The organism is Variovorax sp. CF079 (assembly GCF_900101545.1).
GTDB lineage: Bacteria > Pseudomonadota > Gammaproteobacteria > Burkholderiales > Burkholderiaceae_C > Variovorax.
Window position 1 is genome coordinate 75,004 of the sequence record NZ_FMZU01000027.1, and the last position, 14,556, is coordinate 89,559.

General features: G+C 68.2%; 16 protein-coding genes and 3 tRNA genes. 18 read left to right on the forward strand and 1 reads right to left on the reverse strand.

Features of this window, described 5'->3' with window-relative positions; all coding sequences use genetic code 11:
- Positions 1 to 13: 13 nt before the first annotated feature.
- Genes BLS74_RS29415 through BLS74_RS29440 form a run of 6 tightly spaced genes read left to right on the forward strand, consistent with a single transcriptional unit; the run spans position 14 to position 6,226 of the window.
- Positions 14 to 1,798: a branched-chain amino acid ABC transporter ATP-binding protein/permease gene (locus BLS74_RS29415; RefSeq protein ID WP_093110890.1), complete on the forward strand. Its 1,785-nt coding sequence runs from the start codon at positions 14 to 16 to the stop codon at positions 1,796 to 1,798.
- Positions 1,795 to 2,526 (forward strand): ABC transporter ATP-binding protein, encoded by a 732-nt coding sequence (locus BLS74_RS29420; protein WP_093110848.1) that lies wholly within the window; start codon positions 1,795 to 1,797, stop codon positions 2,524 to 2,526. The genes BLS74_RS29415 and BLS74_RS29420 overlap by 4 nt, the downstream gene beginning before the upstream one ends.
- Positions 2,513 to 4,120, forward strand: a complete 1,608-nt coding sequence (locus BLS74_RS29425) for an ATP-dependent acyl-CoA ligase (RefSeq protein WP_093110850.1) — start codon at positions 2,513 to 2,515, stop codon at positions 4,118 to 4,120. The genes BLS74_RS29420 and BLS74_RS29425 overlap by 14 nt, the downstream gene beginning before the upstream one ends.
- A gap of 5 nt (positions 4,121 to 4,125) precedes the next feature.
- Positions 4,126 to 4,896 (forward strand): SDR family NAD(P)-dependent oxidoreductase, encoded by a 771-nt coding sequence (locus BLS74_RS29430; protein WP_093110852.1) that lies wholly within the window; start codon positions 4,126 to 4,128, stop codon positions 4,894 to 4,896.
- Between the two features lie 50 nt (positions 4,897 to 4,946).
- Positions 4,947 to 5,723, forward strand: coding sequence for an SDR family NAD(P)-dependent oxidoreductase (locus BLS74_RS29435; RefSeq protein WP_093110854.1), 777 nt, complete (start codon positions 4,947 to 4,949; stop codon positions 5,721 to 5,723).
- Entirely contained in the window at positions 5,720 to 6,226 is a 507-nt protein-coding gene (locus tag BLS74_RS29440) for a MarR family winged helix-turn-helix transcriptional regulator (RefSeq protein ID WP_093110856.1), read from the forward strand. The genes BLS74_RS29435 and BLS74_RS29440 overlap by 4 nt, the downstream gene beginning before the upstream one ends.
- Before the next feature lie 98 nt (positions 6,227 to 6,324).
- Here BLS74_RS29440 and BLS74_RS29445 read toward each other — a convergent pair whose 3' ends face one another.
- Positions 6,325 to 6,915, reverse strand: a complete 591-nt coding sequence (locus tag BLS74_RS29445; RefSeq protein WP_093110858.1) for a chalcone isomerase family protein — start codon at positions 6,913 to 6,915, stop codon at positions 6,325 to 6,327.
- A 283-nt stretch (positions 6,916 to 7,198) separates the two neighbouring features.
- Between BLS74_RS29445 and trpE the strand changes: the two genes are divergently transcribed.
- The 12 genes from trpE to BLS74_RS29505 all read left to right on the forward strand — a co-directional run.
- The gene (gene trpE, locus BLS74_RS29450; protein ID WP_093110860.1) at positions 7,199 to 8,701 is read left to right on the forward strand and encodes an anthranilate synthase component I; all 1,503 of its coding nucleotides are present in this window, start codon (positions 7,199 to 7,201) and stop codon (positions 8,699 to 8,701) included.
- The gene (locus BLS74_RS29455) at positions 8,701 to 9,090 is read left to right on the forward strand and encodes a GxxExxY protein (RefSeq protein ID WP_093110862.1); all 390 of its coding nucleotides are present in this window, start codon (positions 8,701 to 8,703) and stop codon (positions 9,088 to 9,090) included. The genes trpE and BLS74_RS29455 overlap by 1 nt, the downstream gene beginning before the upstream one ends.
- A complete protein-coding gene (locus tag BLS74_RS29460) occupies positions 9,087 to 9,671 on the forward strand; it encodes an aminodeoxychorismate/anthranilate synthase component II (protein ID WP_093110864.1) in 585 nt (194 codons plus the stop codon). Before BLS74_RS29455 ends, BLS74_RS29460 begins: the two co-directional genes overlap by 4 nt.
- 5 nt (positions 9,672 to 9,676) lie before the next feature.
- Positions 9,677 to 10,729, forward strand: a complete 1,053-nt coding sequence (gene ltaE / locus BLS74_RS29465; protein WP_093110866.1) for a low-specificity L-threonine aldolase — start codon at positions 9,677 to 9,679, stop codon at positions 10,727 to 10,729.
- Positions 10,722 to 11,393 carry a LysE family translocator gene (locus tag BLS74_RS29470; protein WP_093110868.1) on the forward strand — a complete coding sequence of 224 codons (672 nt, stop codon included), beginning with the start codon at positions 10,722 to 10,724 and terminating at the stop codon, positions 11,391 to 11,393. The genes ltaE and BLS74_RS29470 overlap by 8 nt, the downstream gene beginning before the upstream one ends.
- A gap of 22 nt (positions 11,394 to 11,415) precedes the next feature.
- Positions 11,416 to 12,441, forward strand: coding sequence for an anthranilate phosphoribosyltransferase (trpD, locus tag BLS74_RS29475; protein ID WP_093110870.1), 1,026 nt, complete (start codon positions 11,416 to 11,418; stop codon positions 12,439 to 12,441).
- Positions 12,442 to 12,457: 16 nt separating this feature from the next.
- Positions 12,458 to 13,258: an indole-3-glycerol phosphate synthase TrpC gene (trpC, locus tag BLS74_RS29480; protein ID WP_093110872.1), complete on the forward strand. Its 801-nt coding sequence runs from the start codon at positions 12,458 to 12,460 to the stop codon at positions 13,256 to 13,258.
- Complete coding sequence (locus tag BLS74_RS29485) at positions 13,255 to 13,959, forward strand: uracil-DNA glycosylase (protein ID WP_093110874.1); 705 nt, start codon at positions 13,255 to 13,257, stop codon at positions 13,957 to 13,959. The genes trpC and BLS74_RS29485 overlap by 4 nt, the downstream gene beginning before the upstream one ends.
- A gap of 102 nt (positions 13,960 to 14,061) precedes the next feature.
- A tRNA-Tyr gene (locus BLS74_RS29490) sits at positions 14,062 to 14,147 on the forward strand.
- A gap of 54 nt (positions 14,148 to 14,201) precedes the next feature.
- Positions 14,202 to 14,275, forward strand: a tRNA-Gly gene (locus BLS74_RS29495).
- A 40-nt stretch (positions 14,276 to 14,315) separates the two neighbouring features.
- Positions 14,316 to 14,390, forward strand: a tRNA-Thr gene (locus BLS74_RS29500).
- 76 nt (positions 14,391 to 14,466) lie between these two features.
- The coding region (locus tag BLS74_RS29505) for a GTP-binding protein (protein ID WP_038111923.1) at positions 14,467 to 14,556 on the forward strand (90 nt) is incomplete at its 3' end.

Below are 14,556 nucleotides of genomic sequence, written 5' to 3' on the forward strand. Positions count from 1 at the left end.
AGAGAGAAGGTCGATGAACCCTGCTTCCAAGCGCCTGCTCTGGATCGGCCTCGTCGTCGTCGCGCTGGCCGTGGTGCCGCTGCTCGCCGGCAACTTCACGGTTTCGCTGTTGAACGACATCGGCATCGGCGCGCTGGTCGCGCTGGGCCTGGTGCTGCTCACCGGCATCGGCGGCGCGACCTCCTTCGGGCAGGCGGCCTTCGTCGGCATCGCCGCCTATGCCACGGCCTGGCTCAGCACCACGCAGGGGATGTCGCCCTGGCTGGGGCTGGCGTTCTCGCTGCTGCTGACCGGTCTCTCGGCGCTGGCCATCGGCCTGCTCACCTTGCGGCTGGGCGGGCACTTCCTGCCGCTGTCCACTATCGCGTGGGGCTTGTCGATCGCGATGCTCTTCGGCAACGTCGATGCGCTGGGGCGCCACACCGGTCTGTCGAACATTCCGGCGCTGACCATCGGCACCTGGTCGCTGGCCGATCCGCGCGCGATCTACTACCTGATCTGGGGCCTGGTCGGGTTGGCCTTCCTGTTCAGTCGCAACCTGCTGCAGTCGCGGCCGGGCCGCGCGATCCGCAGCCTGCGCGGCGGTGCGATCCTGCTGGCCAGCGTCGGCGCGGATGCCTATCGCGTGCGGCTCACGCTCTTCGTGACGGCTGCCCTCTTCGCCGGCCTCGCGGGCTGGCTCTATGCGCACATGAACCGCTTCGTCAGCCCCTCGCCCTTCGACGTGCGCGCCAGCATCGAGTACCTGCTGATGGCCGTGGCCGGCGGGCTTGGGCAACTGACGGGCGCGCTGGTCGGAGCGGCGCTGGTGCTCATCCTCAAGAACGGGCTGCAAGACGTGCTGCCCCTGCTGACCCAGCGCGCCGGGCAGCTCGAGGCGGTGGCCTTCGCGACGCTCTTCATCCTGCTGCTGCACTTCGCGCGCGGCGGGCTGATGGGCTTCGTGCGGCGCTGGACGCACCGGTTTTCGGGATCGCAGGCGCCTCGCGAGCCCATGCCGCTCGTTTCGCCGCTGACGCATCGCACGCTGCCCGATCGCGGCGCGCCGATCCTGTCGGTCACCGGCGCGGTCAAGCGCTTCGGCGGGCTGGTGGCCGTCAACGATGTCAGCTTCGACGTGAAGGCCGGCGAGATCATGGGCCTGATCGGCCCCAATGGCGCCGGCAAGTCGACCATGTTCAACCTGCTGACCTGCACGCTGCCGATGACGGCCGGGCAGGTGCGCTTTCTGGGCCAGGACATCGCGGGCATGCCGCAGCGCAAGGTCGCGCGACTCGGCTTGGCGCGCACCTTCCAGCACGTGAAGCTCAGGCCGCACATGAGCCTGCTGGACAACGTCGCGCTCGGCGCCCATTCGCGTACGCGTTCGGGCGTGCTGAAGGCGGGGCTGCGGCTCGACCGCACCGAGGAACGCCAGATCCTGCAGGAGGCGCAGCGGCAGCTCGACCGCATCGGCCTGGGCGACCGCGCGCACGAACTCGCGGGCAGCCTGCCGCTGGGCACGCAGCGCATCCTGGAGATCGCGCGCGCGCTCGCGGCCGACCCGGTGCTGCTGGTGCTCGACGAGCCGGCCGCCGGCTTGCGCCGCAAGGAGAAGATGGCGCTCGGCGACCTGCTGCGCAAGCTGCGCGAGGAGGGCGTGACGATCCTCATCGTCGAGCACGACATGGACTTCGTCATGAAACTGGTGGATCGCCTGGTGGTGATGAACTTCGGCTCCAAGCTGGTCGAGGGCGTGCCCTCGGCGGTGCGCGCGGACGAGCGCGTGCAGGCAGCGTATCTCGGGAGCGTCGTATGACTGCGATGCTCGAGATCGGGGACCTTCACGTTTCGTACGGCCAGGTCGATGCCGTGCGCGGCGTGTCGCTCAACCTGGAGCACGGCCAGATCATCTCGGTGATCGGCCCCAACGGCGCCGGCAAGACCACGCTGCTGGCTGCTGCAATGGGCTTGCTGCCCTGCAAGGGCCTGCTGCGCTTCGAGGGCGAAGACCTGCACGGGCTCGACGTCGAGGCGCGCGTGGAGCGCGGCCTGTGCCTGGTGCCCGAGAAGCGCGAGCTCTTCGGCGAGCTGACCGTGCTCGACAACCTGCAGCTCGGCGCCTTCGGCAGCCGGCTCCGCAGCGATGCCCTGAAGCGCCGGCTGCAGTCGGTGTACGACCGCTTCCCGCGCCTGGCCGAGCGCCGCGCGCAGCGCGCCGACACGCTCTCGGGCGGCGAGCGGCAGATGCTGGCCGTGGGCCGCGCGCTGATGTCGGCGCCGCGCCTCTTGATGCTGGACGAGCCCAGCCTCGGGCTGGCGCCGCTGATCGTGCGCGACATCCTGGCCATCGTGCGCAAGCTGCGCGAAGACGGCGTGTCGATCCTGCTGGTGGAGCAGAACGCGCGCGCCGCGCTGGAGAGTTCGGACCACGGCTACGTGCTGGAGACCGGCGAGATCGCGCTCTCGGGCGCCTCCCAGGAGCTTGCCAGCGATCCGCGCGTGCAGGCCACCTACCTTGGCGGAGGTACCAATGGCGACGGATGAGCGAGCGGCGAGTCCGCTGCCTCCGGGTCAGCGTACGCTGCCCGCGATGCTGCAGCGGCAGGCGGTGCTGTTCGGCGAACGTCCATTGCTGCGCATCGCGGGGCGGTCGTGGTCGCACCGCGATGCGGCGCAGGCCGCGGGCCTTCGCGCTGCGGCATTGGCCGAGGCGGGCGTGCAGCGCAGCGACCGGGTGGCCGTGATGAGCGGCAACCGCATCGAGTTTCTCGAAGTGTTCCTCGGCTGCGGCTGGCTCGGCGCCTCGACGGTGCCGATCAACACCGCGTCGATGGGGCCGCAGATCGAGTACTTCCTTTCCAACAGCGAGGCGAAGCTGCTGGTGATCGAAGAGGCTTTCGTAGAGCGCTTGCAGGCGGCCGACCTCGCGCGCACTTCGCTGCGCGAGATCTGGGTGCTGGGCGAGGACGCCGATCGCGCTGCGTGGCCGGGCATTCGCGTGCTGCCGTATCCCGCCGCAACCGCCTCGCTCGCGCCGGCGAAGGTGCAACCCGGCGATCCGCTCGCCATCCTCTACACCTCCGGCACCACCGGCCCGGCCAAGGGTGTGGTCTGCCCGCATGCGCAGTACCACTGGTGGGGCGTCAACAGTGCCGACGTGCTGGGCGTCGAGCCGGAGGACGTGCTGTGCACCACGCTGCCGCTCTTTCACATCAACGCACTCAACACCTTCGCGCAGGCCGCGATCACGGGTTGCGAGGTGGTGTTCGAGGCGCGCTTCTCGGCCTCGGGCTTCTGGTCCACGATGCGCGCCTCGGGTGCGACGGTGGTCTACCTGCTCGGCGCGATGGTGCCGATACTGCTCGCGCAGCCCGAGGGGTCCGGCGAGCGTGAGCACCGCGTGCGCACCGGGCTCGGCCCCGGCGTGCCGGCCGCGGCGGGCCAGGCCTTCTTCGAGCGCACCGGCGTCCGGCTGCTGGAAGGCTACGGCTCCACCGAAACAAATTTCGCAATCGCCACCGCGCCTGATTCGCCGCGCGGCGGCGTGATGGGGTGGCTGCGACCCGGCTTCCAGGCGCGCGTGGCGGACGAGGACGATGTCGAACTCCCGAACGGCGAGGCAGGCGAGCTGCTGTTGCGCGCTCATGAACCCTACGCCTTCGCGAGCGGCTACCTCAACATGCCCGAGAAAACCGTCGAGGCCTGGCGCAACCTCTGGCTCCATACCGGCGACCGCGTGGTGCGCGATGCCGACGGCGCCTTCCGCTTCGTCGACCGCATCAAGGACGCGATCCGCCGGCGCGGCGAGAACATCTCCTCCTTCGAGGTCGAGCAGGTGCTGCTGAGCCACCCGGCCGTGGCGGGCTGCGCGGTCTACCCCGTGCGTTCCGAACTGGCCGAGGACGAGGTGATGGCCGCGCTGGTGGCGCGTGACGGGCAGCGCATCGATCCGGTCGAGCTGCTGGCGTACTGCGAATCGCGCCTGCCTTACTTCGCCCTGCCGCGCTATGTCGACCTGCTGCCCGACCTGCCGCGCACCGAGAACGGCAAGGTGCAGAAGTACAAGCTGCGCGAGCGCGGCGTGAGCGCGATCACCTGGGACCGCGGACCCGCGGCGCGCCCGCCGGCCAAGGGCTGAATCGCATGGCTGCGCACCCGGACGCACCGCTGTTCTCGCTGGCCGGGCAGGGCGCCTTCGTGACCGGTGCAGCGCAAGGCCTGGGTGCCGCGATCGCGCGCGGCCTGGCCGAGGCGGGGGCGCGCGTCGTGCTCGCCGATGTCGACGGCGCAGTCGACGCGGCCGCGGCGGCGCTGCGCGCAGACGGCCATGACTGCATCGCCATGCAGCTCGATGTGCGCGACGAGTCTGCCTTCTGGCTGTGCTTCGATGCGGGCGTGCAGCACTTCGGCGGCATCGATGTGATGGTGAACAACGCCGCCCGCACGCTGTACTCCTCGATCTGGGACATCACAACCGAGGAGTGGGACGAGGTGCTGGCCGTGAACCTGCGCGGCAGCTTCTTCGGCTGCCGCATCGCCGGGCGCCACATGCGCGAGCGGGGCGCGGGCCGGATCATCAGCCTGTCGTCGATCGCCGGGCAGCAGGCCAGCGCGGCGACCGGCGTTCACTACGCGGCGTCCAAGGCGGGCATCGTGGCGCTGACCCGTTCTTTCGCGCAGGAACTGGCGCCGCACGGCGTCACGGTGAACGCACTGGCGCCGGCGGCGGTGCGCAGTCCGGTGCTCGATGCGATGAGCCGGATGCAGCAGCGCACGGTGTCGGCCGGCATTCCGCTCGGCCGCTTCGGCGAGCCGGAGGAGGTGGCCGCGGCCGTGGTCTACCTCGCATCGCCGGCCGCGGCCTTCATGACGGGCGCGACGCTGGACCTCAACGGCGGGCGGCTCATGCGCTGAGGCATGACACGGCGCGCCACTAGAATGATTCAGAACTAAACCATTCAGGCATGCAAACAAATTCACTGACCGGGCGCCATGCCCTCGTGACCGGCGCCGCGCGCGGCATCGGCGCGGAGATCGCGCGCACGCTGGCCGCCGAGGGCGCGGTGCTGACTTTGCTCGGACGCGACCGTGACGCGCTCCAGCGCGTCGTCGATTCGCTCGCGGGCAGCGGCCACGGCGCGGTCGCGGCCGACGTGGCCGATGTACAGGCCGTGCAAGGCGCGTTCGCCCAGGCGCGCGCGGCGCGGGGCCCGATCGCCATCCTCGTCAACAACGCCGGTGCGGCGGAGAGCGCGCCGTTCCTGAAAACTTCGGTCGAGCTCTGGCAGCGCATGCTGTCCGTCAACCTGACCGGAAGCTTCCTCTGCGCCCAGGCCGTGCTGCCCGACATGCTCGAGGCCGGCTGGGGTCGCATCGTCAACATCGCGAGCACGGCCGGGCAGAAGGGCTATGCCTACGTCTCGGCCTACACGGCCGCCAAGCACGGCGTGATCGGCTTGACGCGTTCGCTGGCGCTGGAGATGGCGAGGAAGGGCGTCACCGTCAATGCGGTATGCCCCGGCTACACCGACACCGACATCCTGCGCGACAGCGTGGCCAACGTGGTCCAGAAGACCGGCCGCAGCGCCGACGATGCGCTGGCCGAGTTCGCGGTCGTCAATCCGCAGCGGCGCATCGTGCAGCCTGCGGAGGTGGCCGATGCGGTGCGCTGGCTCTGCGGCGAGGGCGCGGCTTCGGTCAACGGCCAGTCCATCTCGGTGTCTGGAGGCGAAGTCACATGAAGCAGAACGACGCCTCGCACGCGCTGCTCAGCGACGCGCAGGAGCTGGGCCACGAAGCGCGGGCCGGCACCGGCGACCATGCGGTGCTCAAGCTCTGGTTGCGAATGCTGGCCAGCACCACCCAGATCGAGGCCGAGATCCGCAAGCGGCTGCGCGAGCGCTTCGACATCTCGCTGGCCCGCTTCGACTACATGGCGCAGCTCTACCGCTACCGCGACGGTCTCAAGATGCGCGTGCTCTCGCGCTACCTGATGGTGACCGGCGGCAACGTCACCGGCCTGACCGACGAGCTGGAGCGCGAAGGCGTGGTGCAGCGCTCGGCCAGCCCGGAAGACCGCAGGGCCTGGATCGTGAGCCTGACGCCGAAGGGCCGCCGCAGCTTCGAGGCCATGGCCAAGGAGCACGAGGAATGGCTGCTCGAGATGTTCTCGGGCCTGGACGCGAAAGCGGTGCAGCAGCTGTACGCGCAGCTGGGGGCGCTGCGCGTGCACCTTGTGCGCTAGCCGGCGAGGCGAGCCCTTCGACAAGCTCAGGGCGAATGGGAGGTAACGAGGACCACGGACCCCCACCCCGTTCGGGCTGAGCCTGTCGAAGCCGCCCCCTAGCCCTTGCCGAGCAGCGCGTCCTTCAGCTTCCAATCGGCCGGGTTCGGGCCGAGCCAGATGCGCATCAGCGCATTGAAGAAAGCCTGCTCCTTGATCGGCTCGCCCTGGGCCACGCCCTTGACCGAGATCACGGTGCCGGTACCCGGCACCCAGTCGACGGTGAAGGCGTCTCCGGCCTTCAACTGCTTCTGGTCGGCGAACATCTGGCCCATGCGCACCAGGCCGGGAATCAGCTGCAGCATCTCGGTCTTGGGCGAGTTGTCTTCCACGCCGCGCGTGAACAGCTTGCCCAGTTCGTTGGCATCGATGTCGCGCAGCATGGTGATCGCCATGCGCTTGGCGCCGGGCACGGCCAGCACTTCCTCGGTGGTCGAGGCCTTCTTGCCCAGGTAGAGGCCGGCGGTGTAGACCTTGAACACGGCCTTGTAGCGCACGCCGGCCCCGTTGAGCTGCAGCTTGCTGCCCTTGAGATCGAGCGCATCGTCGAGCTTGACGCCGGCCATCTCGACCGGGGCGGCCGAGGCAGCGAGCGAGGCGAGGGCGAGGGTGGTCAGCGCGAGCGCGCGCCGCAGGGCAGGCTGGGTCATCGGGGTTGTCTCCGTCAGCGAAAAATTTAAAGTGCCTCAATGTATCTTTTTGTACAGGCCTTGTCGCTGGGCTAAACTCACGCTTCCATGTTCATTCATCACGTCATTCAGACAGGTCAAGGCAGCCGGGGAGCCTGGCCTTGGCGCACGCCATCGTCGTTGCCTGTTTGATTGCATGGCGCACGCCGTGCGCCCGCGGCCCGCGGTCATCCCGACCCGGCCACTCACCTGAATGACCCCGCCAGCGACCTCGAAGCGTCACTGGCCGACGGAGACCCCACCCGTGATCACCGAACTCGAATTCAAGAGCCTCAGCGCGCAGGGCTACAACCGCATCCCGCTGATGGTCGAGGCCTTTGCCGACCTCGAAACCCCGCTTTCCCTCTACCTGAAGCTCGCCCATACCAAGGAGGGCGGCAAGCACAGCTTCCTGCTCGAATCGGTGGTGGGCGGCGAGCGCTTCGGCCGCTACAGCTTCATCGGGCTGCCGGCGCGCACCCTGCTGCGCGCGAGCGGCTTCGGCGACGACGCGCTGACCGAGGTCGTGACCGGCGGCAAGGTCGTCGAGACGGCCAAGGGGAATCCGCTCGATTTCGTCGCGGCTTACCAAAAGCGCTTCAAGGTGGCGCTCAGGCCCGGGTTGCCGCGCTTCTGCGGCGGCCTGGCCGGCTACTTCGGCTACGACACGGTGCGCCATATCGAGAAGAAGCTCGAGCAGAGCTGCCCGCCGGACACGCTGGGCTGCCCCGACATCCTCCTCTTGCAATGCGAGGAACTGGCGGTCATCGACAACCTCTCCGGCAAGCTCTACCTGATCGTCTATGCCGACCCTGCCCAGCCCGAGGCGTACGCCAATGCCAAGCGGCGGCTGCGCGAACTGCGCGAGCAGCTCAAGTACTCGGTGAGCGCGCCGCAGGTGAGGCCGACGCAGGCACACCCGCCCGAACGCAGCTTCGCCAAGGCCGACTACCTGGCGGCGGTCGAGCGCGCCAAGGAGCTGATCGCGGCCGGCGACTTCATGCAGGTGCAGGTGGGCCAGCGCATCAGCAAGCGCTATACCGAGTCGCCGCTGTCGCTGTACCGCGCGCTGCGCTCGCTCAACCCGTCGCCCTATATGTACTACTACCACCTGGGCGATTTCCACGTGGTCGGCGCCTCGCCCGAGATCCTGGTGCGGCAGGAGCACACCGGCGAGGGCGAGCAGAAGATCACCATTCGCCCGCTGGCCGGCACGCGCCCGCGCGGCGCCTCGCCCGAGCTCGACCGCGCGGCCGAGGCCGAGCTGATCAACGACCCCAAGGAGCGCGCCGAGCACGTGATGCTGATCGACCTGGCGCGCAACGACATCGGCCGCATCGCCAAGACCGGCAGCGTCAAGGTGACGGAGGCCTTCGCCGTCGAGCGCTACAGCCATGTGATGCATATCGTGAGCAACGTCGAAGGCACGCTGAAAGACGGCATGACCGCGATCGACGTGCTCAAGGCCACCTTCCCGGCCGGCACGCTGACCGGTGCGCCCAAGGTGCACGCGATGGAGCTCATCGACCAGCTGGAGCCGACCAAGCGCGGCCTCTACGGCGGCGCCTGCGGCTACATCAGCTATGCGGGCGACATGGACGTCGCGATCGCGATCCGCACCGGGATCGTGAAGGACCAGATGCTGCATGTGCAGGCAGCGGCCGGCGTGGTGGCCGACTCGGTGCCCGAATTGGAGTGGAAGGAAACCGAGGCCAAGGCGCGGGCGCTGCTGCGCGCCGCCGAACTGGTCGAGGAAGGGCTCGAGTGATGGCCGACGAATTTCAGAACAACGACTTCTCGCACGAGATCATCGGCGCCGCGGTCGAGGTGCAGCGCGTGCTCGGCGTCGGCCTGCCCGCAGAGGCGTACGCCGCCGCGCTGGAGATCGAACTCGCCGAACGCGAGATCGGCTTCGTGCGGGACGTGCCGGTGTCGGCCAGCTACAAGGGCCGCTCGCTCGGTGAGGTCTGCCGCGCGGGCTTCGTGGTCGAGCAATCGCTCATCGTCGAGGTGAAAGCGGTCGATGCATTGACCGACCTGCATCGCGCGCAGGCGCAGGCGGCGGTGCGGCTGTCGGGGCTGCCGCTGGGCCTGCTCATCAATTTCAACGTGTTCCCGGTGGTCAAGGGCGTGCATCGGATCGGAGCCAAGCCATGAAACTCCTGATGATCGACAACTACGACAGCTTCACCTACAACCTGGTGCAGTATTTCGGCGAACTCGGCGCCGAGGTCGAGGTGTTTCGCAACGACGAGATCACGATCGAAGGTCTGCGCGAGCGCGTTGCCGCCGGCGTCGCGCGGTTGGTGGTTTCGCCGGGGCCGTGCTCGCCGGCCGAAGCGGGGGTGTCGGTGGCGGCCATCAAGGAGTTCGCAGGCCAGCTGCCGATCCTCGGCGTCTGCCTCGGGCACCAGGCGATCGGCGCGGCCTTCGGCGGCAGGATCGTTCGCGCGCAGCAACTGATGCACGGCAAGACCAGCGAGATCACGACCACGCGCGAGGGCGTGTTCGCCGGGCTGCCCGAGAAATTCAGCGTCAATCGCTACCACTCGCTGTCCATCGAGCGCGACTCCTGCCCGCGCGAGCTCAAGATCACCGCCTGGACCGACGATGGCGAGATCATGGGCGTGCGCCACACGGGCTTTGCACCCGCGGTGCGCATCGAGGGCGTTCAGTTCCACCCCGAATCGATCCTGACCGAGCACGGCCATGCCATGCTCAAGAACTTTCTGGAGTGACCCGCATGAGCATGACGACCCTGGTGGACCTGCGCAGCGACACTGTCACCCGGCCGACCGCCGCGATGCGCCAGGCCATGCTCGAAGCGCCGCTGGGCGACGACGTGTTCGGCGACGACCCGAGCGTCAACGCGCTGCAGTCGCAGATCGCCGAGATGCTGGGCTTCGAAGCGGCGCTGTTCGTGCCGACCGGCACCCAGAGCAACTTCTGCGCGATCCTGGCCCATTGCCAGCGCGGCGACGAATACATCGTCGGCCAGCTGGCGCATTGCTACCGCTGGGAAGGCGGCGGCGCCGCAGTGTTCGGCAGCGTGCAGCCGCAGCCGCTCGAGCACCAGCCGGACGGCTCGCTGGCGCTGAAAGACATCGAGGCTGCCATCAAGCCCGACGACGCGCATTTCGCGCGCACCCGGTTGCTGGCGCTGGAAAACACGATCGGCGGCCAGCTGCTGCCCTTCAGCTATGTCGAAGAGGCGACGCAACTGGCGCAGCGCAAGGGCCTGGGCCGCCATCTGGACGGCGCACGGCTCTTCAATGCCGCCATTGCACAAGCCGCCCAGCGCGACACCGAGGCGCGCGCCGAAGCGCGCCGCATCGCACAGTGCTTCGACAGCGTCTCGGTCTGCTTCAGCAAGGGCCTCGGCGCCCCGGTGGGTTCGGCACTGTGCGGCTCGCGCGAGCTGATCGCGCGCGCCCACCGCATCCGCAAAATGGCCGGCGGCGGCATGCGGCAGGCCGGCATGCTGGCGGCCGCTGCTTCTCATGCACTGCAACACCACATCGACCGCCTCGCGCAGGACCACGCGCTCGCGCGCCGGCTGGCCGACGGCCTGGCCGGGATTCCCGGGCTGCAGGTCGAAACGCCGAAGACCAACCTGCTGTTCGTCGACCTGAGGGGCGAGGCGCAAGCGCGCTCGGCCGAGCTGCTGGCGCACCTGAAGCAAAACGGCGTGCTTGCCACCGGCTTGTATCGGCTGCGCTTCGCGACCCATCTCGACGTCGACGCAGCCGGTATCGACCGCGCCATCGGCGCGATCCGGAGCTTCTTCCATGCCTGAACTCCATTCCCTGCTGCTGTTCATCGCAGCCGGCCTGCTGCTGAATCTCACGCCGGGCCCCGATGTGCTCTACATCGTGAGCCGCGCGCTGCGCTCGGGCACGCGCGCCGGCATCGTGGCGGGCATCGGCATCACGGCCGGCTGCTTCGTGCACATCACCGCCGCCGCGGTGGGCGTGAGCGCGCTGATGGCGGCATCGACCACCCTGTTCACCGCCCTCAAGTGGCTGGGCGCGGCCTACCTGCTGTGGGTCGGCGTGCGCATGCTGCTGTCGCGGCCGGGCAAAGACCCGTCGGCGCTGGTGCGCGCCGATGCAGATGCGGCGGGCCCCGCCAGCATGAAGAGCGTGTTCCTCGGCGGCTTCTGGACCAATGTGCTCAACCCCAAGGTGGCGCTGTTCTTCCTGGCCTTCGTGCCGCAGTTCATTGCGCCCGATGCGGCGAACAAGCCGCTGGTGTTCTTCCTGCTTGGCGCGCTGTTCAACTTCAACGCGATCTTCGTGAACTTCGCCTGGGCATTGCTGGCCGGCTGGACGGCGCGCCGCGTCGGCGCGGTGCAGCGCGGCATGCACTGGCTGGAGCGCGGCGCGGGCGCCCTGTTTGTCGGCTTTGGCATCAAGCTCGCGCTGTCCGAGAATCCGCTCGCGGCAGCTCACGCTCACTGAAACAACCGAGGGAGACTTCATCATGCCCATCACCCCCCAGGAAGCCCTGCAGCGCACCATCGAACACCGCGAGGTGTTCCACGACGAGATGCTGCACATCGTGCGCCTCATCATGAGCGGCGAATGCTCGCCGGTGATGATGGCGGCGCTCATCACCGGCCTGCGCGTCAAGAAGGAAACCATCGGCGAGATCACCGCCGCCGCGCAGGTGATGCGCGAGGTGTCGACCAAGGTGCAGGTGGCCGACACCACGAATTTGGTGGACATCGTCGGCACCGGCGGCGACGGCTCGCACACCTTCAACATCTCGACCTGCTCGATGTTCGTCGCCGCCGCTGCGGGTGCCAAGGTCAGCAAGCACGGCGGGCGCAGCGTGAGCAGCAAGTCGGGCAGCGCCGACGTGCTGGAGTCGTTGGGCATCAACATCAACCTCAAGCCCGAGCAGATCGCGCAATGCATCGCCGATGTCGGCATCGGCTTCATGTTCGCGCCGAACCATCATCCGGCCATGAAGAACGTGGCGCCGGTGCGCAAGGAACTCGGCATCAAGACCATCTTCAACATCCTGGGGCCGCTCACCAATCCGGCCGGCGCGCCCAACATCCTGATGGGCGTGTTCCATCCCGACCTGGTCGGCATCCAGGTGCGCGCGCTGCAGCGGCTGGGCGCGGAGCATGCGCTGGTGGTCTACGGGCGCGACGGCATGGACGAGATCTCGCTCGGGGCCGCCACCATGGTCGGTGAGTTGAAGAACGGCGAGATCCTCGAGTACGAGCTGCATCCCGAGGACTTCGGCTTCCAGATGTCGAGCAACCGCGCGCTGCGCGTCGAGACGCCGGAGCAGTCGAAAGCGATGCTGCTCGGCGTGCTCGACAACCAGCCCGGCGCGGCGCGCGACATCGTCGTGCTCAATGCCGGCGCGGCGCTCTATGCGGCCAATCTGGTGGATTCGATCGGCGCGGGCGTGGCGCGCGCGCGCGCCGCCATCGACTCCGGCGCGGCCAAGGCCAAGCTGGCCGAGCTGATCAAGGCGACCGCCGCCAGTTGAGGGAGAGCAGAGAACCATGTCCGACATCCTCGAGAAGATCGTTGCCGTCAAGCGCGAAGAGGTCGCAGCAGCGCAGAAGAGAAGCTCGCTCGAAGCCGTGCGCTTCGATGCCGAAAGCCGCGTGCTCACGCGCGACTTCGTCGGCGCCCTGCGGGCCAAGATCGCGGCCGGCCAGGCGGCGGTGATCGCCGAGATCAAGAAAGCCAGCCCGAGCAAGGGCGTGCTGCGCGAAGAGTTCATCCCGGCCGATATCGCGCAGAGCTATGCCGAAGGCGACGGCAAGATCAGCGCGGCCTGCCTCTCGGTGCTGACCGACCGCCAGTTCTTCCAGGGCGGCGTCGACTACCTCAAGCAGGCGCGTGCCTCCTGCGATCTGCCGGTGCTGCGCAAGGATTTCATCGTCGATGCCTACCAGGTCTACGAATCGCGCGCGATGGGTGCCGACGCGATCCTGCTGATCGCGGCCTGCCTCGACGATACGCAGATGCGCGACTTTGAAGCGATCGCCATGGGGCTCGGCATGGCGGTACTGGTCGAGGTGCACGATGGCGCCGAGCTCGATCGTGCGCTGACGCTCAAGACGCCGTTGATCGGCGTCAACAACCGCAGCCTGCGCACTTTCGAGGTGTCGGTGCAAACCACCATCGACCTGCTGCCCAAGGTGCCGGCCGGGCGCCTGCTGGTCACCGAATCGGGCATTTCGACGCGCGACGAGGTCGCGAAGCTGCGCGCGGCGGGGGTGCATGCCTTCCTGGTCGGCGAGGCTTTCATGCGCGCCGACGAACCGGGCGAGGCGCTCGCCGAACTCTTCCAATGAGCGCGTTGGCCAATCAGCTGGCGAGCTGCGATCCGGCCGATTGGCCCGTCGCGCCAGGCTGGCAGCCGCTGGTCGACGGCTTTTTCGGTGGGCCGGTCGGGCAGAAGCTGCTCGGCTTCCTGCGCGAGAGGCTGGACGCCGGTGCGGTGATCTTCCCGCCGCAGCCGCTGCGCGCGCTGGAGCTCACGCCGCCCGAGACGGTGCGCGTGGTGATCCTGGGCCAGGACCCGTACCACGGCCGCGGCCAAGCCGAGGGGCTGGCCTTCTCGGTGGCGCCGGGCGTTGCGCTGCCGCCTTCGCTGCGCAACATCTTCAAGGAGCTCGAACGCGATCTGGGCACCTCGCCGCCCAGGTTCCCGGATCCGGGCGGCAGCTTGGTCAAGTGGGCGACGCACGGCGTGCTGCTACTCAACACCTGCCTCACCGTGGAGGAGGCCCAGCCGGCCAGCCATGCGGGCCGCGGCTGGGAAGTGCTGACCGACGCGGTGATCCGCCAAGTGGCAGAGGGCGAGCGCTCGGTCGTGTTCATGCTCTGGGGCTCGCACGCGCAGAGCAAGCGGGCGCTGATCGACACCCGTCGCCACAAGGTGCTGACCGCGAACCATCCCTCGCCGCTCTCGGCGCTGCGCCCGCCCGTGCCCTTCATCGGTTGCGGCCACTTCGGCCAGGCACGCGCCTGGCGTGAATCACAGGGCCTTTGATTGGCCCGGGTAAAATGCGCGACGCAACCTGCGGCGCAGCAACTTTTGGCGGGGGCTGTCATCGACCTGCCCTCCCAACCGTGCTATATTCCGAGGTTCGCCGGAGAGGTGGCCGAGTGGTTAATGGCAGCAGACTGTAAATCTGCCCTCTTACGAGTACGCTGGTTCGAATCCAGCCCTCTCCACCAGCGAAGAAAAGGACAAAGCAGAGCGAAAACTCGAAGCGTTGGCGCGCCGCGAATGCGGGAGTAGTTCAATGGTAGAACCCTAGCCTTCCAAGCTAATGACGCGGGTTCGATTCCCGTCTCCCGCTCCAGAAGTCCAGTTCGACGCAAGGCACAGTTTTTTTGAATTTCGCCCATTTGGCTCAGTGGTAGAGCACTCCCTTGGTAAGGGAGAGGTCGCGGGTCCGATTCCCGCAATGGGCACCAGGTTTTTGGGGTTGCAGTCTTCGGGTTGCAACCCCATATCAGTGTGTTGATCTAGTTATTTTTCGGAGTCGAGAAAATGGCAAAAGGAAAATTCACCCGCACGAAGCCGCACGTGAACGTGGGCACGATCGGTCACGTGGACCATGGCAAGACCACGCTGACGGCG

What these genes read in the sequence shown, in the direction of transcription:
- BLS74_RS29415 (WP_093110890.1), top strand. Translation starts at nt 14, where the DNA reads ATGAACCCTGCTTCCAAGCGCCTGCTCTGGATCGGCCTCGTCGTCGTC.
- trpD (WP_093110870.1), top strand. Translation starts at nt 11,416, where the DNA reads ATGCCCATCACCCCCCAGGAAGCCCTGCAGCGCACCATCGAACACCGC.
- BLS74_RS29425 (WP_093110850.1), top strand. Translation starts at nt 2,513, where the DNA reads ATGGCGACGGATGAGCGAGCGGCGAGTCCGCTGCCTCCGGGTCAGCGT.
- ltaE (WP_093110866.1), top strand. Translation starts at nt 9,677, where the DNA reads ATGAGCATGACGACCCTGGTGGACCTGCGCAGCGACACTGTCACCCGG.
- BLS74_RS29435 (WP_093110854.1), top strand. Translation starts at nt 4,947, where the DNA reads ATGCAAACAAATTCACTGACCGGGCGCCATGCCCTCGTGACCGGCGCC.
- BLS74_RS29445 (WP_093110858.1), bottom strand. Translation starts at nt 6,915, where the DNA reads ATGACCCAGCCTGCCCTGCGGCGCGCGCTCGCGCTGACCACCCTCGCC.
- BLS74_RS29460 (WP_093110864.1), top strand. Translation starts at nt 9,087, where the DNA reads ATGAAACTCCTGATGATCGACAACTACGACAGCTTCACCTACAACCTG.
- BLS74_RS29485 (WP_093110874.1), top strand. Translation starts at nt 13,255, where the DNA reads ATGAGCGCGTTGGCCAATCAGCTGGCGAGCTGCGATCCGGCCGATTGG.
- BLS74_RS29420 (WP_093110848.1), top strand. Translation starts at nt 1,795, where the DNA reads ATGACTGCGATGCTCGAGATCGGGGACCTTCACGTTTCGTACGGCCAG.
- BLS74_RS29470 (WP_093110868.1), top strand. Translation starts at nt 10,722, where the DNA reads ATGCCTGAACTCCATTCCCTGCTGCTGTTCATCGCAGCCGGCCTGCTG.
- BLS74_RS29440 (WP_093110856.1), top strand. Translation starts at nt 5,720, where the DNA reads ATGAAGCAGAACGACGCCTCGCACGCGCTGCTCAGCGACGCGCAGGAG.
- BLS74_RS29430 (WP_093110852.1), top strand. Translation starts at nt 4,126, where the DNA reads ATGGCTGCGCACCCGGACGCACCGCTGTTCTCGCTGGCCGGGCAGGGC.
- trpC (WP_093110872.1), top strand. Translation starts at nt 12,458, where the DNA reads ATGTCCGACATCCTCGAGAAGATCGTTGCCGTCAAGCGCGAAGAGGTC.
- BLS74_RS29455 (WP_093110862.1), top strand. Translation starts at nt 8,701, where the DNA reads ATGGCCGACGAATTTCAGAACAACGACTTCTCGCACGAGATCATCGGC.